This window comes from Pseudomonas sp. S4_EA_1b, from assembly GCF_016307435.1.
GTDB classification, from domain to species: domain Bacteria; phylum Pseudomonadota; class Gammaproteobacteria; order Pseudomonadales; family Pseudomonadaceae; genus Aquipseudomonas; species Aquipseudomonas rhodesiae.
The window spans coordinates 207,567-227,392 of the sequence record NZ_JAEILC010000045.1; the positions used below are offsets into that span (position 1 = coordinate 207,567).

19 protein-coding genes are annotated in these 19,826 nt (G+C 61.1%); 7 read left to right on the forward strand and 12 right to left on the reverse strand.

Annotation, left to right across the window (positions count from 1 at the left end):
- The first annotated feature begins 6 nt into the window (after nt 1–6).
- Nucleotides 7–720 (forward strand): DUF3108 domain-containing protein, encoded by a 714-nt coding sequence (locus tag YA0848_RS15925; RefSeq protein WP_198712268.1) that lies wholly within the window; start codon nt 7–9, stop codon nt 718–720.
- Nucleotides 721–995: 275 nt separating this feature from the next.
- Entirely contained in the window at nt 996–1,184 is a 189-nt protein-coding gene (locus tag YA0848_RS15930; protein ID WP_034099600.1) for a hypothetical protein, read from the forward strand.
- Between the two features lie 169 nt (nt 1,185–1,353).
- Here the strand turns inward: YA0848_RS15930 and YA0848_RS15935 are convergent, their stop codons facing one another.
- The 7 genes from YA0848_RS15935 to YA0848_RS15965 form a co-directional block, all read right to left on the reverse strand.
- Nucleotides 1,354–1,899, reverse strand: a complete 546-nt coding sequence (locus tag YA0848_RS15935) for a DUF2058 domain-containing protein (RefSeq protein WP_034099601.1) — start codon at nt 1,897–1,899, stop codon at nt 1,354–1,356.
- Between the two features lie 25 nt (nt 1,900–1,924).
- On the reverse strand, nt 1,925–2,758 hold the full coding sequence (mazG, locus tag YA0848_RS15940) for a nucleoside triphosphate pyrophosphohydrolase (RefSeq protein WP_034099603.1): 834 nt from the start codon (nt 2,756–2,758) through the stop codon (nt 1,925–1,927).
- Nucleotides 2,759–2,766: 8 nt separating this feature from the next.
- Entirely contained in the window at nt 2,767–5,013 is a 2,247-nt protein-coding gene (gene relA, locus YA0848_RS15945; RefSeq protein WP_034099604.1) for a GTP diphosphokinase, read from the reverse strand.
- A gap of 139 nt (nt 5,014–5,152) precedes the next feature.
- Nucleotides 5,153–6,505 carry a 23S rRNA (uracil(1939)-C(5))-methyltransferase RlmD gene (gene rlmD, locus YA0848_RS15950; protein WP_047881303.1) on the reverse strand — a complete coding sequence of 451 codons (1,353 nt, stop codon included), beginning with the start codon at nt 6,503–6,505 and terminating at the stop codon, nt 5,153–5,155.
- Entirely contained in the window at nt 6,505–7,407 is a 903-nt protein-coding gene (gene cysM / locus YA0848_RS15955; RefSeq protein WP_034099607.1) for a cysteine synthase CysM, read from the reverse strand. Before cysM ends, rlmD begins: the two co-directional genes overlap by 1 nt.
- A gap of 186 nt (nt 7,408–7,593) precedes the next feature.
- Nucleotides 7,594–8,199, reverse strand: a complete 606-nt coding sequence (locus YA0848_RS15960) for a tRNA-uridine aminocarboxypropyltransferase (RefSeq protein WP_169902467.1) — start codon at nt 8,197–8,199, stop codon at nt 7,594–7,596.
- Nucleotides 8,200–8,206: 7 nt separating this feature from the next.
- Nucleotides 8,207–9,100, reverse strand: coding sequence for a LysR family transcriptional regulator (locus YA0848_RS15965; protein ID WP_034099609.1), 894 nt, complete (start codon nt 9,098–9,100; stop codon nt 8,207–8,209).
- Nucleotides 9,101–9,249: 149 nt separating this feature from the next.
- On the opposite strand from YA0848_RS15965, the gene speB reads away from it, so the two are divergent.
- From speB to YA0848_RS15985, 4 genes are read left to right on the forward strand one after another with little or no spacing between them, the layout of a single operon-like run.
- Nucleotides 9,250–10,200, forward strand: coding sequence for an agmatinase (speB, locus tag YA0848_RS15970; protein ID WP_034099610.1), 951 nt, complete (start codon nt 9,250–9,252; stop codon nt 10,198–10,200).
- Complete coding sequence (locus YA0848_RS15975; RefSeq protein ID WP_034138898.1) at nt 10,200–10,622, forward strand: YybH family protein; 423 nt, start codon at nt 10,200–10,202, stop codon at nt 10,620–10,622. The genes speB and YA0848_RS15975 overlap by 1 nt, the downstream gene beginning before the upstream one ends.
- A 21-nt stretch (nt 10,623–10,643) precedes the next feature.
- Nucleotides 10,644–12,140, forward strand: coding sequence for a purine-cytosine permease family protein (locus tag YA0848_RS15980; protein ID WP_034138899.1), 1,497 nt, complete (start codon nt 10,644–10,646; stop codon nt 12,138–12,140).
- Between the two features lie 24 nt (nt 12,141–12,164).
- Nucleotides 12,165–13,547, forward strand: coding sequence for a sodium:solute symporter (locus YA0848_RS15985; RefSeq protein WP_184315797.1), 1,383 nt, complete (start codon nt 12,165–12,167; stop codon nt 13,545–13,547).
- Nucleotides 13,548–13,599: 52 nt separating this feature from the next.
- Here the strand turns inward: YA0848_RS15985 and YA0848_RS15990 are convergent, their stop codons facing one another.
- From YA0848_RS15990 to ptrR, 3 genes are all read right to left on the reverse strand, one after another.
- Complete coding sequence (locus YA0848_RS15990) at nt 13,600–15,171, reverse strand: amino acid dehydrogenase (protein WP_169902468.1); 1,572 nt, start codon at nt 15,169–15,171, stop codon at nt 13,600–13,602.
- A 220-nt stretch (nt 15,172–15,391) separates the two neighbouring features.
- Nucleotides 15,392–15,514 (reverse strand): PA1414 family protein, encoded by a 123-nt coding sequence (locus tag YA0848_RS36420; protein ID WP_003193089.1) that lies wholly within the window; start codon nt 15,512–15,514, stop codon nt 15,392–15,394.
- Between the two features lie 159 nt (nt 15,515–15,673).
- Nucleotides 15,674–16,567, reverse strand: coding sequence for a putrescine utilization regulator PtrR (gene ptrR, locus YA0848_RS15995; protein ID WP_099311970.1), 894 nt, complete (start codon nt 16,565–16,567; stop codon nt 15,674–15,676).
- Nucleotides 16,568–16,671: 104 nt separating this feature from the next.
- Between ptrR and YA0848_RS16000 the strand changes: the two genes are divergently transcribed.
- Complete coding sequence (locus YA0848_RS16000; protein ID WP_169902469.1) at nt 16,672–17,877, forward strand: MFS transporter; 1,206 nt, start codon at nt 16,672–16,674, stop codon at nt 17,875–17,877.
- Here YA0848_RS16000 and YA0848_RS16005 read toward each other — a convergent pair.
- Both YA0848_RS16005 and YA0848_RS16010 read right to left on the reverse strand, forming a co-directional pair.
- Entirely contained in the window at nt 17,789–19,231 is a 1,443-nt protein-coding gene (locus YA0848_RS16005; RefSeq protein WP_047881298.1) for an NCS1 family nucleobase:cation symporter-1, read from the reverse strand. The two genes, YA0848_RS16000 and YA0848_RS16005, sit on opposite strands and share 89 nt — an antisense overlap.
- Nucleotides 19,232–19,429: 198 nt before the next feature.
- Nucleotides 19,430–19,825: a DUF2177 family protein gene (locus tag YA0848_RS16010; protein WP_034099623.1), complete on the reverse strand. Its 396-nt coding sequence runs from the start codon at nt 19,823–19,825 to the stop codon at nt 19,430–19,432.
- Nucleotide 19,826: the final 1 nt, after the last annotated feature.

Below are 19,826 nucleotides of genomic sequence, written 5' to 3' on the forward strand. Positions count from 1 at the left end.
GATTTTATGCGTCGTGCCTTGCTCTTCGCTTTTGCGCTGTTCGCCTTGCCTGCGGTGCAAGCGGCAGACCTTCATCCCTTCTCCGTAAGCTACACCGCCGACTGGAAACAGTTGCCCATGAGTGGTTCGGCCGAACGCAGCCTGGCCAAGAATAGCGACGGCACGTGGACCTTGAACTTCAAGGCTTCCATGATGATTGCCAGCCTGACTGAAACTAGCGTGATCCTGTTTGACAAGGACAGCCTGCAACCGAAGAGCTACACCTTCGAACGCGGCGGCCTGGGCAAAGCCAAGAAAATCAACCTGGACTTCGATCAGGCAGCCAAGAAAGTCACCGGCTTCGAAAACAAAGACGCCGTGAATGTGCCTCTGCAAAGCGGCATGCTCGATAAGTCGACCTACCAGTTGGCCTTGCAGCGCGATGTCGCGGCCGGCAAAAAGAGCATGAGCTACAACGTGGTGGAAGGCACTGATGTCGACACCTACGACTTCCGCGTGATCGGCCCGGAAAAGGTCCAGACCAAGGTCGGCTCCATCGACGCCATCAAGGTCGAGCGGGTACGTGATCCGACGCAAAGCAAGCGCATCACCCAGATGTGGTTTGCCAAGGACCAGGGCGGCATTCTGGTAGCCCTGCGCCAGGTTGAGACCGACGGTAAGGAATACAACATCATGCTGCAGGACGGCACCGTTGACGGTAAAGCGGTCAAAGGCAGCTGATCGATCGATAAGACTGAAAGCCTCGCGAATGCGGGGCTTTTTTTCGCCTGTTTTCTCGCTCGCACAGGGGTGCGGCAAGCCCTTTCACATGAAACTTTTGTCATCAAACCCACGGCTCTGCGGCGCAATGTCGCGGTTTACGGGGCCTGCAGCATTGTTGCGTTTCATGCAATGAATTGTTGCAGGCAAAACCGGTTTACTTAGCAAGCTAACAAAACATATAACAAAGGCCTGCGACGACTTGCCGCAGATCCACCAGAGATTGGAGCAAGCAGATGACTGTAAAAGTAACTGAACGCGACGATGCACATATGTCCCATGAAGCGTTGGGCCATGGGATTCACATCTGGGATGTACACCAACAAGACCTGCTGGTCGGCATGTTTCATAACGAAAGCGACGCTCAGAACTATAAGAACGAGCTTGAAATGCTTGAGATGAGACGCCAGGCAGAAAGCGCCTGAAACCCGAAATCGTGTAGAGGGTTGTGGTGAGCAGGCTTGTCCTGGGCTGGGCTGCGGAGCAGCCCTGAGCACGGCTAACGCATTCCGTCAGACAGAATCTCAACCAGGTTTTGGGGCTGCTTTGCAGCCCAACGCGGGGCAAGCCCGCTCACCACAACAAGCCGGCTCTTTACCACATCAGATCGTCAGGGATCTGGTAAGCCGCGTATGGATCATCCTCGTCCGGCACCTGGCTCTCGGTGAGGATATTGAGCTGCACGATGCGCTCGGGTGCGCGCTCCTGGATCTTCAACGCGGCCTCCCGTGGGATCACTTCATAACCGCCGCCGTGATGCACGATCGCCAGGGAGCCGTTGCTCAGTTTGTTGCGCATCAACGTGTTGACCGAGAGGCGCTTGACCTTCTTGTCATCCACGAAGTTGTAGTAGTCCTCGGTGGTCAGCTTGGGCAGGCGCGAGGTTTCGATCAGTTGCTTGACCTGGGCCGCACGGGCCTTGGCCTCGGCTTTTTCCTGCTGCTGGCGGTTCAGTTCCTGGTCGCGCTTGATCTTTTCGGCCTTGGCCTCAAGGGCCAGGCGCGCCTGGGTGTCATCGGCTTCGGCCTGGCCTTTGTGGACCAGACGTTGCTGCTTCTGTTTCTCTTTGCCGACCTGCTTGGCCTGCTTTTGATTGACCAGACCTGCTTTGAGCAACTGGTCGCGAAGGGAAAGGCTCATGGTGCTTACTCACTTAGGCAACTGCTCAACCGCAGCTGGACACGTTCTTTTCCTGACGTTTGGCTTCGCCCCATAGGGCGTCCAACTCTTCGAGGGTGCAATCTTCCATGGGACGCTGGGTCTCGCGCAATGCCTGTTCGATAAATCGGAAGCGTCGTTCGAACTTGGCATTGGCGCCACGCAGCGCGGTTTCGGGGTCGACCTTGAGGTGACGGGCCAGGTTGACCGCCGCGAATAGCAGGTCGCCGACTTCATCGGCAATGGCCGCCGGGTCGTTATCGGCCATGGCTTCGAGGACTTCATCCAACTCTTCGCGCACGTTGTCCACCACCGGCAAGGCCGATGGCCAGTCGAAACCGACCTGGCTGGCGCGTTTCTGCAACTTGGCGGCACGGGACAGGGACGGCAAGGCGCTGGGCACATCGTCGAGCAGTGAAAGCTGCTGCGGAGCGTCGGATTTTTCCGCGCGCTCCTCGGCCTTTATCTGCTCCCAGCGTTCCTTGACGTGTTCTTCGCTGAGTCGCGGGACATCCAGCGGCGCATACAGATCGCCGGTGGGGAACACATGGGGGTGACGCCGAATCAGCTTGCGAGTAATGCTGTCGACCACCCCGGCAAATTCAAAGCGCCCTTCTTCCCGCGCCAGCTGGCTGTAATACACCACCTGAAAGAGCAAATCGCCTAGCTCGCCCTGCAAGTGATCGAAGTCGCCACGCTCGATGGCATCGGCCACCTCGTAGGCTTCTTCGAGGGTGTGCGGGACGATACTCGCGTAGGTTTGCTTGATGTCCCACGGGCACCCGTATTGCGGGTCCCGCAGGCGATTCATCAGGTGCAGCAGGTCTTCGAGGCTGTACATCGGGCTACTCATGATGGCGTGCGATTACGCCGCGTCTCGATGATGTTCGGCAACTGGGAAATCCGCCCCAGCAACCGCCCCAGCGCATCCAGCCCGGGAATCTCGATGGTCAGTGACATCAACGCGGTGTTGTCCTCTTTATTCGAGCGGGTGTTGACCGCCAACACGTTGATCCGCTCGTTGAGCAACACTTGCGAGACGTCGCGCAGCAACCCCGAACGGTCGTAGGCGCGGATGATGATGTCCACCGGATAGGTGAGCACCGGTACCGGCCCCCAACTGACCTGAATGATGCGCTCCGGCTCACGCCCGGCCAGCTGCAACACCGAAGCGCAGTCCTGACGGTGAATGCTCACGCCACGACCCTGGGTGATGTAGCCGACGATGGCATCGCCCGGCAGCGGCTGGCAGCAACCGGCCATCTGCGTCATCAGGTTGCCCACGCCCTGGATCTGAATATCGCCGCGCTTGCCAGGTTTGTAGCCGGTGGCTTTGCGTGGGATCAGCTCCAGTTGTTCGTTGCCGCGCTCCGGCTCCACCAGTTGCTGGGCCAGGTTGACCAACTGCGCAAGGCGCAGGTCGCCGGCACCGAGGGCGGCGAACATGTCTTCGGCAATCTTCATATTGGCCTTTTCGGCCAGCTTGTCGAAGTCCACCTGGGGCAGCCCCAGGCGCGCCAGTTCGCGTTCGATCAGGGTCTTGCCGGCGGCGACGTTCTGGTCGCGGGCCTGCAGTTTGAACCAATGGACGATCTTGGCCCGCGCCCGCGATGTAGTGATGTAACCCAGGTTCGGGTTCAGCCAGTCGCGGCTGGGGGTGCCGTGTTTGCTGGTGATGATCTCGACCTGTTCGCCGGTCTGCAGGCTGTAGTTGAGCGGCACGATGCGCCCGTTGATCTTGGCGCCCCGGCAGTTATGGCCGATCTCGGTGTGCACGCGGTAGGCGAAGTCCAACGGCGTGGCGCCCTTGGGCAAGTCGATGGCGTGGCCGTCCGGGGTAAAGATGTAGACCCGGTCCGGTTCGATATCGACCCGCAGTTGTTCGGCCAGGCCGCCGATGTCGCCGAGTTCTTCGTGCCATTCCAACACTTGGCGCAGCCAGGAGATTTTCTCCTCGTACTGATTGGAGCCGGCCTTGACGTCGGTGCCCTTGTAGCGCCAGTGCGCACACACCCCCAGCTCTGCCTCTTCGTGCATGGCATGGGTGCGGATCTGCACTTCCAGGACCTTGCCCTCGGGGCCGATCACCGCTGTGTGCAGCGAGCGGTAGCCGTTTTCCTTGGGGTTGGCGATGTAGTCGTCGAATTCCTTGGGAATGTGCCGCCACAGGGTGTGGACGATACCCAGCGCGGTGTAGCAGTCGCGCATTTCCGGCACCAGCACGCGCACGGCACGCACGTCGTAGATCTGGCTGAAAGCCAGGCCCTTGCGCTGCATTTTGCGCCAGATGGAATAGATGTGTTTGGCGCGGCCACTGATGTCAGCCTCGACCCCGGTGGCCTGCAGTTCGGAACGCAGTTGGTTCATCACATCGGTGATGAAGCGCTCGCGATCCAGCCTGCGCTCGTGCAAGAGCGTGGCGATCTGTTTGTATTGATCGGGCTCCAGGTATCGGAAGGACAGGTCCTCCAACTCCCACTTGATATGGCCGATACCCAGGCGGTGCGCCAGGGGCGCGTAGATATCGAAGACCTCGCGGGCGACGCGGTTGCGTTTCTCGTCGTCGGCATTCTTGACCGCACGGATCGCACAGGTGCGTTCGGCCAGCTTGATCAGGGCCACGCGCACGTCGTCGACCATCGCCACCAGCATCTTGCGCAGGTTCTCGACCTGGCCCTGGGTACCCAGCACCATCGACTGGCGCGGGCTGAGGCTGGCGCTGATGGCGGCCATGCGCAGCACGCCGTCGATCAGTTTGGCCACCACCGCACCGAAGCGCTGGCTGACCGTCGGCAACGGAATATGCCCTTCGCGCACGCCGCGATAGAGCACGGCGGCGATCAGCGAATCCTGGTCCAGCTTGAGATCGGCAAGGATCTCGGCGATCTCAAGGCCGGTGCGAAAACTTGAAGTGCCTTCGGCCCACAGGTTCTTCGCCGCGTTGTCCTGTTGCTCAGACTCACGGGCGAACTCGCAGGCGGCCTTCAAGGCTTCACGGTCCAGTGCCGGATCGACACTGACCGCATGATCCAGCCATGCCTCGAGATTGATACTGCCGTCAGTGTTGATCGGCTGGTGTGCTCTCACCTGTACCATCTTGCTTACCTTCCCTACGACGCACCTTCGATGCGTCAAAAATCATCGCCAACCTGCTTTATCACTAAAGCTCACCCTGCAGATTCCCTGGCGGATCACGGCCCTGGAGAATGCAGGCCAGTCGGATTAAACGGGCATCCTAGCCCGCTTCAAATAACGCCATGGCCTCGACATGCGCTGTCTGCGGAAACATATCGAGGATCCCGGCACGTTTTAGCCGGTAGCCTTGCTTGACCAACTCAACCGTGTCCCGCGCCAGCGTCGCCGGGTTGCAGGACACATACACCAGACGCTTGGCCCCCAGGGTGGCGAGCTTGCGCACCACCTCCTGAGCACCATCGCGAGGTGGGTCCAAGAGTACCGCAGAAAAGCCCTGCTTGGCCCATTCTGCGTCAGTCAAAGGCTGAGACAAATCGGCCTGAAAAAACCGCGCATTATGCAAATTGTTGCTGACGGCGTTGAGCGCCGCCCGGTCCACCATGGTCTGCACACCTTCTACCGCGACCACTTCACGCACCTGGCGCGCCAATGGCAAGGCGAAGTTGCCCAGACCGCAAAACAGATCCAGCACCCGCTCGTCGGGTTGCGGCGCCAGCCATTCCAGGGCCTGGGCCACCATCGCCTCATTGACCCCGGCGTTGACCTGAACAAAATCCCCTGGCCGATACGCCAGCTCCAGATCCCAGGCTTCCAGGCCAAATCCCAGGGTCAGATCGGGCTCCACCGGTGCCGGTTGCCCCTCACCCTGGAGCCACAATTGAGCGTTATGGAACGCGCAGAATTCTTTCAACACCAGCAGGTCCGCTTCGGACAACGGCGCCATATGCCGCAACAACACAGCGATGGACGACCCGCTGAACAACTCCACATGCCCCAGGGCTTGAGGTTTGCTCAAGCGGCGCAGCATGTTCGGCAGGCGCTGCATGATCGGCTGCAAGGCCTGTACCAGCACCGGGCATTCATCGATGGCAACAATGTCCTGGCTGGCCACCGCGCGAAAACCCACTTCAAGGGTCTTGGCCTTGGCGTCCCAGCGCACGGCCACGCGGGCGCGGCGACGGTAGCCGAATTCCGGGCCACTCAACGGCGCCGCCCATTCCGACGGCTCGATACCGGCCACACGGGACAGTTGCTCGGCGAGCATGCGCTGTTTCAGGGCGAGTTGTTCGTCATGCGCCAGATGCTGCACGCTGCAGCCGCCGCAGCGGCCGAAATGCGCGCAAGGTGCAGGGCGGCGCAGTTCGCTGGCGCTGAACACCCGCTCGGTGCGGGCCTCGACCACTTTGCCGTGGGTGCCCAACACCCGCGCTTCGACCTCTTCACCGGCAAGGGCGCCATTGACGAACCAGGTGCGTCCTTCGAAGAACACGATGCCGCGCCCGTCATTGGCCAGGCGCTCGATGGTCAGGCGTTGTTTCTTGCCCACCGGAATCTGTGGGGCCCGGCTGCCGCCCGTCGGTTGGAAGCGCAAGCCTCTGTCGTGCTTGGCCATCAGTTGGGTTCGTCGAAAATGCCGGTCGACAGGTAACGGTCGCCTCGGTCACAGATGATCGCGACGATCACCGCGTTTTCGACTTCTTTCGACAGCCGCAGCATGCCGGCCACCGCACCGCCGGAGGAAACGCCGCAGAAGATGCCTTCTTCACGGGCCAGGCGGCGGGTGGTGTCTTCGGCTTCGCGCTGGGCCATGTCGATGATGCGATCGACCCGCGAGGCGTTGTAAATCTTCGGCAGATAGGCTTCTGGCCAGCGGCGAATGCCGGGGATAGCCGCGCCTTCCATCGGTTGCAGGCCGACGATCTGGATCGCCGGGTTCTGCTCCTTGAGGTAACGCGAGTTGCCCATGATGGTGCCGGTGGTGCCCATGGAACTGACGAAATGGGTGATGGTGCCCTGGGTCTGGCGCCAGATTTCCGGGCCGGTGCTGGTGTAGTGCGCCTCAGGGTTATCCCCGTTGGCGAACTGGTCGAGCACCAGGCCGCGGCCTGCGGCGGCCATGCGCTCGGCGAGGTCGCGGGCACCTTCCATGCCTTCTTCCTGGGTCACCAGCACCAACTCGGCGCCATAGGCGGTCATTGCCGCCTTGCGCTCGGCGCTGCCGTTGTCGGGCATGATCAGGATCATTTTGTAACCCTTGATCGCGGCGGCCATGGCCAGGGCGATCCCGGTGTTGCCCGAGGTGGCTTCGATCAGGGTGTCACCCGGTTTGATCTGCCCGCGCAACTCGGCGCGAGTGATCATCGACAGCGCCGGGCGGTCTTTTACCGAGCCGGCCGGGTTGTTCCCTTCGAGCTTGAGCAACAGGGTATTGCTGGTTTCACCCGCCATGCGTTGCAAGCGGACCAGGGGCGTGTTGCCGACGCAATCGGCGATAGTGGGGTACTGCAAGGTCATGGCGTATTCGCAATCCAGACTGCGGGGCGCACATCATACCGGGAAAGGTCGGCGGGCCATATCACGCAAAGTGCGGTACTTATGGCTTATGGGAATAAGCGAGGGAAATGGGCAGCTGTGAGGGCCCTATCCGGGGCGAGCCCCCCTCCCACATGCGAGCGCATTTCATGCTGCAACGCCCCCCGCCTATTCCCAATGCCCGCCGCCATGATTTTTCTGAAAAACCGCCTCACCCATCGCCGCAATCTGACCGTCGATCAACGCTTCAAAAGGTTTGAGCAGCGGCTCGAAAGAAGTGGGTGCCTCCAGCACCTGCAATGCCTGCGCAATTGCTTCAACCGTCGACAAGGCTCCCGGCCCGGGCGCCTTGCGCAGCCGATAGCGCGACACACCACCCTCGGCCAACGACACCCGTGGCAACGCCGCCAACAACGGATTCAGGTGCAGCAATTTACGTGCTTTTCGCCAGGTGCCGTCGGGGACCACCAGCAACAGCGGCTGGGCGTCGGGCCCATAAGCGTGCAATGGCTGGGCGTCGTCAGCGGGAAACAACAGCCGTGCCTGATAGCCGGGAGGGTTCAACAAGGTCGGCAGATCATCGAACACCTCGCCCACCACCAGTTGCGCATTGTTCAAACCTAATGCCGCCAGGCGCGCGGTATTGAGCGCATGGTTGACCTCGCTCGGATGCTGCAACAACAACACCCGAGTGCGGCTATCCAGACGGGGAATCAGCGCGCACAAGCAATGGGCGGCGGGCCTGAGGCAACGGGAACATTGGGGTCTGGACATGCTGGTATCAGGCCTGATTGAGCTGAGCTTTAAGTAAGTCGCGGAAAGTCTGGATCAACGGTTCGCGGCTGCGGCCCCGGCGCATGATCATCGAAAACGGTGCCTGATAACCAAAGGTGGCGGGCAACAACACCCGCAGATCGCCTTTGTCGGCCCAGGCCTGGGCGTAGTGTTCCGGCAGGTAACCGATATAGGCGCCGGACAGCACCAGGATCAACTGCGCCTCCATACTTTCCACGGTCGCCGCGCTGTGTTTGAAACCATGGCGCGCCAGTTCCGCCTGGCTCCAGTAGCCGCGTCCAACCATGCGCTGCTGGGTAATCACCTGTTCCGGAATACGCCGCTCGCCGAACAGCGGATGGCGCGAGCTGCAATAGAGCCAGTGCTGCTCGCGGTACAGCGGCATATAGATCAACCCGCTCATGCGATTGGAAAAGGCGCCAATGGCCAGGTCCAGGCGATTGTCCTGGACGCCAAGCTGCAACTCGTAGGGACTCATGACCGACAGATGCAGGTGCACCGCCGGGTGTTCCTGGCTGTAGGCGCCGATCACTTCAGCGAACGGCAGCGCCTTGTCGCTGACCGTGGAGTCCAGCACGCCGAGCTTGAGGGTACCGCGCAATTCCCCTTTGAGCGCGGCGGCGTACTGCTCGAAGCCTTCCAGCTCAGCCAGCAAGCGCAGGGTTTCCTGATGGAACAACTCGCCCTTGCTGGTCAGGCTGAAGCCGCCGCGCCCCCGATGACACAGCACCAGGCCGAGCGCCGATTCCAGCTGGCTCATATAGGTGCTGATAGCCGATGTCGACAGGTTGAGTTCGTGCTGGGCATTGGCGAACCCCTGGTGCCGCACGACGCTGACGAAGATGCGCAGGAGTTTCAGGTCTGGCAAGGCGTTGGCCATGGGCGGCTCCGAGGGTTGAGAGCGGCAGTCTACCTGCCTGCTTTAGTTTAGAAAAATCTGAACTAAGTATTTGCCTCAGCCGATTTGTCCGGCGCCGCGCTTTTCGCAGAATCGGCCCCCAACAACCAAAACAACGATGAGGCACTCCCGTGGACAAGATTTTTCACCAACCACTGGGCGGCAACGAAATGCCGCGCTTTGCCGGCATCGCCACCATGATGCGCCTGCCCCACCTGCCAACGGCCAAGGGCCTGGACGCCGCGTTTATCGGGGTGCCCTTGGACATCGGCACCTCACTGCGCGCCGGCACCCGCTTTGGGCCCCGCGAAATCCGCGCCGAATCGGTAATGATCCGCCCTTACAACATGGCCACCGGCGCCGCACCGTTCGACTCGCTGTCGGTGGCGGACATCGGTGACGTGGCAATCAACACCTTCAACCTGCTGGATGCCGTGCGCATTATCGAAGAGGCGTATCACGAGATCCTCGAACACGACGTGATCCCCTTGACCCTGGGCGGCGACCACACCATCACCCTGCCGATCCTGCGGGCGATCCACAAAAAACACGGCAAGGTCGGACTGGTGCACATCGATGCACACGCCGACGTCAACGACCATATGTTCGGCGAGAAAATCGCCCACGGCACCACGTTCCGCCGCGCGGTGGAAGAAGGCCTGCTCGATTGCGACCGCGTGGTGCAGATCGGTCTGCGCGCCCAGGGCTACACCGCCGAAGACTTCAACTGGAGCCGCAAGCAGGGCTTTCGCGTAGTCCAGGCCGAAGAATGCTGGCACCACTCTCTCGCCCCTCTGATGGCCGAAGTGCGGGAAAAAGTCGGCGGCGGCCCGGTGTACCTGAGCTTCGATATCGACGGCATCGACCCGGCCTGGGCACCTGGCACCGGCACCCCGGAAATCGGCGGGTTGACCACCATTCAGGCGATCGAAATCATCCGCGGTTGCCAGGGCCTGGACTTGGTGGGTTGCGACCTGGTGGAAGTGTCGCCGCCCTACGACACCACCGGAAATACCTCCCTGTTGGGCGCGAATCTGCTGTACGAAATGCTCTGCGTGCTGCCTGGCGTGGCGCACCGTTGATGAGCGCGCACGAGGTGCTGCAAGCGGCCGCCGACCTGGTGGCCGCGTTCGCACGCAATGACCGCGCCGCCTACTTCGACGCATTCACCGCCGATGCCAGCTTTGTGTTTTATACCCTGCCCCAGCCGTTGCTGAGTCGCGACGCGTACCAGACGTTGTGGGACAGCTGGCGCAGGGACGAAGGATTCGAGGTGCTGTCCTGCACGTCGAGTAATGCCCACGTCAGCCTGCACGGGGATGTGGCGATTTTTATGCATGACGTGGCCACCGAGTTGCGCATGCATGGGGAGCACTGCTCCAGCCAGGAACGCGAGACCATTGTGTTTATTCGGCAAGGGTCTGGCACACAACAAAAACAAGGCCTGTGGCTGGCCTGTCACGAACATTTGTCCGCTATGCCGGAAGGGCTGCCGCCCCCTTAGCCAATGTGATCGGAGCTGATCATGAATAATAAAAACAACCAAAAAAGTATTCGCACCATAGAAACCAACGGGGTCGAACAGATCCCGGACCACGAGCGCACCGCCAGCCCCAAGGATCTGTTCCGACTGATCTTCGGCGGTGCCAATACCTTTGCCACCGCCGTGCTGGGCTCCTTCCCCGTACTGTTCGGCCTGTCATTCCAGGCCGGTGTGTGGGCGATTGTGCTGGGCGTGCTGGTGGGCGCGCTGATCCTGGCGCCCATGGGCCTGTTCGGGCCGCTCAACGGCACCAACAACGCGGTGTCGTCCGGCGCGCACTTCGGTGTGCATGGGCGCATTGTCGGCTCGTTTCTGTCATTGCTGACGGCGATTGCCTTCTTCTCCCTGTCGGTGTGGAGTTCGGGGGATGCGCTGGTCGGCGGAGCGAAACGTCTGATCGGCCTGCCGGAAACCGACCTGACCCTTGGCCTGGCCTACGGCATGTTTGCCCTGCTGGTGCTGACGGTGTGCATCTATGGCTTTCGTTTCATGCTGTGGGTCAATCGCATTGCCGTGTGGGCGGCCAGCCTACTGTTCCTACTGGGCATCTTTGCCTTCGCACCGACCTTCGACAGCCATTTCGCCGGCAGCTTGGCCTTAGGCCAGAGCGGCTTCTGGGCGGCCTTTATCGGCGCGGCACTGGTGGCCATGAGCAACCCGATTTCCTTCGGTGCGTTCCTGGGGGACTGGTCGCGCTACATCCCGCGCGAGACGCCGAAACTGCGCATCATGCTGGCGGTGATCGCCGCGCAGATCGCCACGCTGATTCCGTTTCTGTTCGGCCTGGCCACCGCGACCATCGTGGCGGTCAAGGCGCCGGATTACATCGCGGCCAACAACTATGTCGGCGGCCTGCTGGCGGTGGCGCCGACGTGGTTCTTCCTGCCGGTGTGCCTGATCGCGGTGATCGGCGGCATGTCCACCGGCACCACCTCGCTGTATGGCACCGGCTTGGACATGTCCAGCGTATTCCCGCGCGTGCTCTCTCGGGTCAAGGCGACATTGCTGATCGGCGTGATGTCGATTGCCTTCATCTTTATCGGACGCTTCGCCGCCAACCTGGTGCAGAGCGTGTCGACTTTCGCCGTGCTGATCATCACCTGCACCACGCCATGGATGGTGATGATGATCATCGGCCTGATCGTGCGCCGCGGCTTCTATTGCCCGGATGACCTGCAAGTGTTCACCCGCGGCGAGACCGGCGGGCGTTACTGGTTCAGCCACGGCTGGAACTGGCGCGGTTTGGGGGCATGGATTCCCAGCGCGCTGGTGGGGTTGTGCTTCGTCAACCTGCCGGGGCAGTTCGTCGGGCCGCTGGGCAACCTGGCCGACGGCATCGACATCAGCCTGCCGGTGACCCTGGGGCTGGCTTCGGTGGTGTACCTGACGCTGCTGCGGGTGTTCCCGGAGCCGGCGTCGGTGTATGGACCGACCGAGTCGGCCAGGGCTTTGGCCGCAACCCGCGTGCAAACCGCCTAAAACAATAATCGGAGACTCGCCGTCATGGCTTTGGATTTATTCGTCGTACTCATCTACGCCGCCGGCATGCTGGTGCTCGGCTATTACGGCATGCGCCGCGCCAAGACCCACGAAGATTACCTGGTGGCCGGCCGCAACCTGGGCCCGTCGCTGTACATGGGCACCATGGCCGCCACGGTACTGGGTGGCGCGTCTACCGTCGGCACGGTGCGCCTGGGCTATGTGCACGGCATCTCGGGCTTTTGGCTGTGCGCGGCGCTGGGCATGGGGATCATTGCGCTGAATCTGTTTCTGGCCAAGCCGCTGCTCAAGCTGAAGATCTTCACCGTCACTCAGGTGTTGGAAAAACGCTACAACCCCATGGCGCGCCAGGCCAGCGCGGTGATCATGCTGGCGTATGCGTTGATGATCGGCGTCACCTCGATCCTGGCCATCGGCACCGTGCTGCAAGTGCTGTTCGGCGTGCCGTTCTGGGTGTCGGTGCTACTGGGCGGCGGCGTGGTGGTGGTGTATTCGACCATCGGCGGCATGTGGTCGCTGACCCTTACCGACATCGTGCAGTTCGTGATCAAGACCGTCGGCCTGATGTTTATCCTGCTGCCGATCTGCCTGTACCGCGTCGGTGGCTGGGATGAACTGGTGGCCAAGCTGCCGGCGTCGAGTTTCAGCTTCACCGCGATCGGCTGGGACACGATCATTACCTACTTCATGATCTACTTCTTCGGCATCTTGATCGGCCAGGACATCTGGCAGCGGGTGTTCACCGCCCGTGATGAAAAAGTCGCGCAGTACGCCGGAACCTTCGCCGGTTTCTACTGCGTGCTCTACGGGCTGGCCTGTGCATTGATCGGCATGGCGGCCCATGTGCTGATCCCGGACTTGGACAACGTCAACAACGCCTTCGCCGCTATCGTGAAACTGTCGCTGCCAGACGGCATTCGCGGTCTGGTGATCGCCGCAGCGCTGGCAGCGATGATGTCCACCGCCAGCGCCGGCCTACTGGCCGCCTCTACCGTGCTGACCGAAGACCTGCTGCCGCGCCTGCGCGGCGGCAAGCAGTCGAGCCTGAGCCTCAACCGCTTGTTCACCCTGCTGACCGGCGCGACAGTGCTGGGCATTGCGTTGGTGGTCAACGACGTAATCAGCGCTCTGACCCTGGCCTACAACCTGTTGGTGGGCGGTATGTTGATCCCGCTGATCGGCGCGATCTTCTGGAAACGCGCCAGCACACCTGGCGCGATCGCCTCCATGGCCCTGGGCTTTGTGACGGCGCTGGTCTTTATGTTCAAGGATGGCCTGGATGCAAACACACCGATCTACTATAGCCTGGCGGTGGGGCTGGTGAGCTTTGTCGCGGTGAGCCTGCTGTCGCGCAAGCCACAAGGCGTGACAGCTCGGGCGGTGTGAGACAAAGCGGTTTCTTCAGCGGGTGCAACGTCGGAGGTCGCACCCGCTTTTTTTATTGGGCGTTCATGGCCAAAACCATAGGCGCTTTGGCTTGGATGATTTCCTGCACCAGAGAAGCCCACAGCAACCCCTGCGTGGTGCCCGCGGCATAGGTTCCGCCGGCGACCATGCGGTTGTGGGCGCAGCGGTACACGATGGATAGTTCTTCGAGATCATCACCCTCCAAGACCGACACAACGCAGTGCCGCCTACTCAGTGCGGCAGTTTGAGCCGGACTCAACTGCTGGGGCAGAAACCGGACCCCAGAGGCACCCAAGAGCGCCTCAAGTTCATCCCACAACGCAGTGGTCGCCTGCCCGTGTGCGAGTCGTGCCAACGAAGGGTTGTCCGCCAGCAGCTTTTCGAACAGCTCCAGCCCTGCGCGGTGACACTCAACGGGCAAGCAGTGGTCGGGCTCTGGTTCCGCCGTCGGCTGCGTTGTTGACATGGGCCACGTATTGACGTGCTTAAGGCGGGCATCATCGCTGTGTCGTTCGGTTCCGTACACCGTGACCTGATAGTTGGCCAAGCGGAACATCACGGCTTGAAACAGGCTATTGATCCCCCTGCCGACGATCGACACACATGGCGCGGCGGCATCAGTTTGCACGGTCGGGATAGTGAAAGATTTGGCAAGGGACCGCTTGAGCAGGCCGCGCACGGCCATCAGGCTCTGCTGAACGCAGACGGCGTGGTCAAGGTCGCCATGGCAGGCATCGCTGGAGGTGGCTTGAATGGTGAAGGTCACCGGCCTGCGCCAGGTATCGAGACTGCAGCCAAGCAGTTCAGCGCGCGAGCGAAACTCACCCAATGTGACGGACCCGCAGCCCAGCACCAATTGAAGGTGTTCAGCCACTGCCAGGGCCTGGACCGCATCGTCGCTGAACACGTCTGGCTCGACGACGCAAACCAGACGGGCGTGTGGGTGCAGACACTCAATCAACGCCCCATCGATGCGGGGCGTGGTTTCGTCATTCCGGGTCGGGCATAGGGCGACAGCATGGGCCCCCGTCAGCGCTTCGAACCGGTCCACCGCAAATGTCACTCTGCTGTCGGCGGTCTCTTGGGACTGATGCTCACCCAGCACCTTGATTCGCACATGGGGGTCACGCTCAAGCAACAATCTGACAAGCGCCTTGCCCACATTCCCGTAGCCAACTACGCCGACTTCAGAAGGCAAGGCCCCCTCGCCAAGCGTCAGCCAATGCGCCATATACGCCGCCACATGCGGCGCGTTGATGCCCGGGGTATTGATTACTCGAATATCGTTCGCTTCGCACAAGTCCAGTCGTACTTTATCCAGGCTCGTGCCTCTACGAATCAGACACAGGTCGCCAAATGGGTGGGCTGTGCGCCAGCGCTCAATGATTTCGGCGTCGATGACTTGGTCCGCGACAATCAACGCGGACGGCCGCAACAGTGCGATCTGCAACAGCAGTGTCTGCTTGGCCAGGGTGGGGGGAAGAAACACGACGTTGCCGGGGGCGTCGGCCCTCCAGCGTCTAGAGACAGGGGCGATGTGTAAAACCGTGTCGAGGGTGGCGATCAGTGAAGCGGCGACGGGCGGGACACATGAGAGCGTCATGGGCTTATCTCCAGCAGATTCATGTAGGCGCTGGAGATTTTTTCTACGCTGATTTTTCGGATTAACTAAGCCAGGCGAATCTGACAAACAAGTAGTCCGATTCCGATACTCAAAGACGAACGTGTGACACAGAGCAGACTAAGACACCTGTGGTGGCAGACTTGCCCTAACAAGCCTGCTGCTACAGTTGCGATGTGCTCAATGTTCCCTTAATCGCGGCTCACCGGCGACGTGGGCGACGCTGCTCATCATCCGTGCGAATCGGCACCGGCTGCAGCGGTGGCTCGATCAAGCCCAGGGCGACGCCGAGGTCATGGAGCCAGTTTTGAATTTTCTCTTTCATGGTGGTGCCCCCTTTGAGGGTAGTGCGGATCGGCGGAAGCTGAATTGCCCTACATAAAATATCGCCGCTTCCTACTGATAATAGCCCTAAGTACTACGTATTGCTTGCGGCAAACCACAACGAACTATTACCGAATAGGTCTGAATCCTGACGGATCGCTCAAGCGATGGCGCGGGTGTCTGGCAGCAACTCGGCCTTGCCTGTTTGCTGCAGGTCGATCCATGCGTTGAGGTTAGCGCCGAGCATACCTTTTCGCCACATCAACCAGGTGGTCGCAGTGGCAAATTGCCCTATCAGCGGATGAACGGACACACTGTCCCTGCCCGGCAGGCTGGCAAGCATGGATTCGGACATCAACGCCACTCCCGAACCGGCAATCACACAGGCGAGCATGCCCTGATACGACTCGATCTCAATAGCGCGCCCCATGGCCACACGATCCTGGGCAAACCAGCTTTCCAGACGCGCGCGATAAGCGCAGCTGCGGCGAAAGGTGAACACTGCGCGACCAGCCACGTCCTGAGGCCCGCGCACTGGCGCATGGTCCGCTTCACAGATCAGCACCAAGCGCTCTTCGCACAACGGGATGCCATCCAAAGAGGCGATGGTCAGCGGGCCGTCCACCAACGCCGCGTCGAGCCGCCCGGTGATCAGGCCTTCAAGCAATTCGCCACTGGGCGCCGACTGCACCTGCAAGTTCACCTGCGGATAAGCCTTGTGATAACGCGCTAACAAGGTCGGCAGGTGAATCGCCGCGGTGCTGTACATGCTGCCCAGCACAAAATCCCCTGCCGGCTGGCCGCCTTGCACCGCGCTGTGGGCTTCGTCATGCAAGGCCAATAGACGCGTGCTGTAGTCCAGCAGCACCTTGCCTGCCGGGGACAACTGCAAGCGTTGACGTTCGCGCACGAACAATTCGACGCCGAGCTGTTCCTCCATCTGCTTGAGGCGTGTCGACAGGTTCGACGGCACGCGGTGCAGGCGCTCGGCCGCGCGAGTGATGGAGCCCTCTTCGGCCACCGCCTGGAAGATGCGCAATTGACTGAACTCCATACCTTTCTCCAAAACTGAACAAGTTACTCACTATTATTCATTTTTGCAGAAAGTCAATGCACCTTAGGCTGACCGTCATACGTTTCTTGCAGGAACCCCTGACCATGTCGCCGTTAATCCGCTTACTCGCCAGCTTTATCGCCTTGATGATGGCTATGGGCATTGGCCGTTTCGCGCTCACTCCGCAACTGCCCCACCTACTGAATGAAGGCCAGATCAATTTGACCGACGCGGGCCTGATCGCGGCCGCCAACTACCTGGGCTATTTCGTCGGCGCAGTGGATTCGATGTTCGCCCGCAGCCATCAGCATATTCGCGGCCGTCTGTACGGCGGCTTATGGCTGTGTGTGCTGCTGACCGTGGCCTCGTCTTGGGCCCATGGCTTTTGGGCGCATTTGTTACTCCGGTTCGGCACGGGAGTGGCGAGCGCGTGGGCGTTGGTGATGATCACCAGCCTGAGCCAGCCCCTGGCGCTTGCCGCCGGCCGCCCGCGCTTGGGGGCACTGGTATTTGCCGGACCGGGGCTGGGGATTTTGCTGACGGGGGTGCTGGCACTGGTCGCCAACCAAGTGGGGCAAAGTAGCGCAATACTGTGGCGGGTGTATGGCGGCGTGGCGTTGGTGATGCTGCTGGCGATTCTGCCGTTCCTGCCGCCGGTCAAGGCAACCGCCGCGCCAGGGGCCGACGTCAGCGCTGGCCGCAATGGCAGCATCACGCATCTGTGCTGGGTTTACGTGCTGTACGGCGTGGGCTACATCATCCCGGCGACCTTTCTGTCGCAAATGGCCAGTGCACAATTGAAGGGCGCCTGGCAGGCCGATCTGTTCTGGCCCTGCTTTGGCCTGGCATCGGCCCTTGGCGTGGTGGCCGCGAGCCTGCGCCGCAAGGATGCGCACACTACCCGCTGTTGGCTGATGACGACCTTATGGCTGCAAGCGGCCGGGGTGTTCGCCTGCCTGCTGGGCAATGGCTGGGGCCTGACCTTGGGTGTGCTGCTATGCGGCGGGCCGTTCCTGGCATGCATGCAACTGGTGATGGCGCGTCTGCGAGAGATCGCGCCCCACGGCTACCAGCGCAACACCGGGCTGCTCACTGCCAGTTTCGCCATCGGGCAATTGAGCGGCCCGTTGCTGGCCTCGATCAGCAGCCATCTGAGCGGCGGTTTGCAGCCGGCGTTGGTAATCGCCGGTGCAGGTCTATTAGTGGCGGGCGGGATCGTCCTCAGCTCGCAACCAGCGGCGCCGGCACGCGACCCTGCTCGCGTCGCGCCAGCACCAGAAAGAACAGGCCGCCCAGCAAACACCCAGTGAACCAAGCGAAGTTGGCCAGGCCCTGCAATGCCGGGGTGAAGGTGATCGCAACGCCCACCAGCGTCGCGGGCACCAGCGCCTTGACCGCTGTCCAGTTCACACCACCGTCGAAGTAATAGCGCCCGCTCGGGCTGTCATCGAACAGCGCATCCACATTGATCCGTTGTTTTTTGATCAGGTAGAAGTCCACCAGCAGGATGCCGAACAGCGGCCCGATGAACGCCGCGAGAATATCCAGGGTGTAGTGGATCATCAGCGGGTTATTGAACAGGTTCCACGGGGTGATGAAGATCGAGGCCACCGCCGCGATCATGCCCCCGGCGCGCCAGCTGATTTTGCTCGGCGCGACGTTGGCGAAGTCGAACGCCGGGGATACAAAGTTGGCGACGATATTGATGCCGATGGTCGCGGTTACAAATGCAAAGGCACCGAGCAGAACAGCCATGCTGTTATCGATCCGCGAGACGGTGGCTATGGGGTCATGCAGCATCTCGCCAAACACCGGCAAGGTGCCTGAAACAATCACCACGGTGACCAGGGAAAACGCCAGAAAATTCACCGGTAGGCCCCAGAAATTACCGCGTCGCACGTCTTGCATGCTGCGGCAGTAGCGGCTGAAATCGCCGAAATTCAGGGTGGGCCCAGAAAAGTACGACACCACCAACGCCGTGGCGACGATCACCTGGCCAAACGCTTGCCAACCCGACAGGGATTTTTCCGCCAGGGTGAAACTGATATTCGCCCAACCCGCCTTCCACACAATCCAGCCGGCCAGGATAAACATCACGGCGTACACCACCGGGCCCGCCCAATCGATAAAACGGCGGATGGATTCCATCCCGGCCCAGAACACGGCGGCTTGCAGCACCCATAGGCTGAGAAAACCAAACCAGCCCAGGTAGGAGAGGCCCGCGAAATGCGGCTCGGCATAGACCGCCATTTGTGGGAAGAATCGCAGTACCACGATGATCAAGGCACTCGACGCTAAGTAGGTCTGAATGCCATACCACGCCACGGCGATCAGGCCGCGAATCACCGCGGGAATATTCGCACCGAACACCCCGAACGCCAGACGGCAAATCACCGGGTAAGGCACTGCCGCTTGCTGGCTGGGCTTGGCCACCAGATTGGCGATCAATTGCACGATACAGATGCCGGCGAGCAAGGCGATCAACACCTGCCAACTGGCCAGCCCCAGCGCGAACAGGCTGGCGGCGAACACGTAGCCACCGACGCTGTGCACGTCGCTCATCCAGAAGGCAAAGATGTTGTACCAGGTCCACTTTTGCGGGAGTGGACCAAGGTCCTGGTTGTACAGGCGTGGGCTGTAGCCGTTGGGCAATTGTTCGGTCATCGCTGGCTCCTCGTCATACCGGCCTGCGCTGCCGTAGCAGGTGCATACGGGAGGCGGCATGGTTTGTATACGAGATCGTCAGCAGAATACGTGCCAATGGCACACAATCCCTGTGTTACGGCAGTCCAAGGGGATCAGCGAACCTTAATCAGCGGCACTTCGCTCAGCAACGGTGCAGATTTATCCTGTACACAATCATCAGTGCACCCGATGTGCACACACGTAACCCACCGTGCAGCAGGCCGCCGTGAGGAAGGTGCCCCAAGCCATGTCCATCACTGCCAGTTGAGCGGACCAACCCTGCAACGTGGCCCAGTTGCTTAGATCATAAGTGCCGTACGCCACCAGCCCCAACAATGCGCCCAAGCGCGCCGCGCGCTGCCAACTGACGCTGGGCAGCACCACGAATACCACACAGCCGAGCACATACAAGAGATAGAAGAGCACCGCGGGCAACAGCCGAGGTTGATCGAGCATCAGAGGGCCCAGCAGGGATTTGTAGGTGGGGCCCATAAGGACGCCGAGCCAGAGGCCGTCCAGAATCAAAAAGGCGAGCAACGTGCCCAGGTAGGCAAACAGGATTTTCTTGGTCATG

Coding starts and splice junctions, on each gene's coding strand:
- YA0848_RS15925 (WP_198712268.1), top strand. CDS start 7: ATGCGTCGTGCCTTGCTCTTCGCTTTTGCGCTGTTCGCCTTGCCTGCG.
- YA0848_RS15965 (WP_034099609.1), bottom strand. CDS start 9,100: ATGGCCAACGCCTTGCCAGACCTGAAACTCCTGCGCATCTTCGTCAGC.
- rlmD (WP_047881303.1), bottom strand. CDS start 6,505: ATGGCCAAGCACGACAGAGGCTTGCGCTTCCAACCGACGGGCGGCAGC.
- YA0848_RS15985 (WP_184315797.1), top strand. CDS start 12,165: ATGGCTTTGGATTTATTCGTCGTACTCATCTACGCCGCCGGCATGCTG.
- YA0848_RS15980 (WP_034138899.1), top strand. CDS start 10,644: ATGAATAATAAAAACAACCAAAAAAGTATTCGCACCATAGAAACCAAC.
- ptrR (WP_099311970.1), bottom strand. CDS start 16,567: ATGGAGTTCAGTCAATTGCGCATCTTCCAGGCGGTGGCCGAAGAGGGC.
- YA0848_RS16000 (WP_169902469.1), top strand. CDS start 16,672: ATGTCGCCGTTAATCCGCTTACTCGCCAGCTTTATCGCCTTGATGATG.
- mazG (WP_034099603.1), bottom strand. CDS start 2,758: ATGTACAGCCTCGAAGACCTGCTGCACCTGATGAATCGCCTGCGGGAC.
- YA0848_RS15990 (WP_169902468.1), bottom strand. CDS start 15,171: ATGACGCTCTCATGTGTCCCGCCCGTCGCCGCTTCACTGATCGCCACC.
- YA0848_RS36420 (WP_003193089.1), bottom strand. CDS start 15,514: ATGAAAGAGAAAATTCAAAACTGGCTCCATGACCTCGGCGTCGCCCTG.
- YA0848_RS15975 (WP_034138898.1), top strand. CDS start 10,200: ATGAGCGCGCACGAGGTGCTGCAAGCGGCCGCCGACCTGGTGGCCGCG.
- YA0848_RS15930 (WP_034099600.1), top strand. CDS start 996: ATGACTGTAAAAGTAACTGAACGCGACGATGCACATATGTCCCATGAA.
- YA0848_RS16010 (WP_034099623.1), bottom strand. CDS start 19,825: ATGACCAAGAAAATCCTGTTTGCCTACCTGGGCACGTTGCTCGCCTTT.
- YA0848_RS15935 (WP_034099601.1), bottom strand. CDS start 1,899: ATGAGCCTTTCCCTTCGCGACCAGTTGCTCAAAGCAGGTCTGGTCAAT.
- YA0848_RS15960 (WP_169902467.1), bottom strand. CDS start 8,199: ATGTCCAGACCCCAATGTTCCCGTTGCCTCAGGCCCGCCGCCCATTGC.
- cysM (WP_034099607.1), bottom strand. CDS start 7,407: ATGACCTTGCAGTACCCCACTATCGCCGATTGCGTCGGCAACACGCCC.
- YA0848_RS16005 (WP_047881298.1), bottom strand. CDS start 19,231: ATGACCGAACAATTGCCCAACGGCTACAGCCCACGCCTGTACAACCAG.
- relA (WP_034099604.1), bottom strand. CDS start 5,013: ATGGTACAGGTGAGAGCACACCAGCCGATCAACACTGACGGCAGTATC.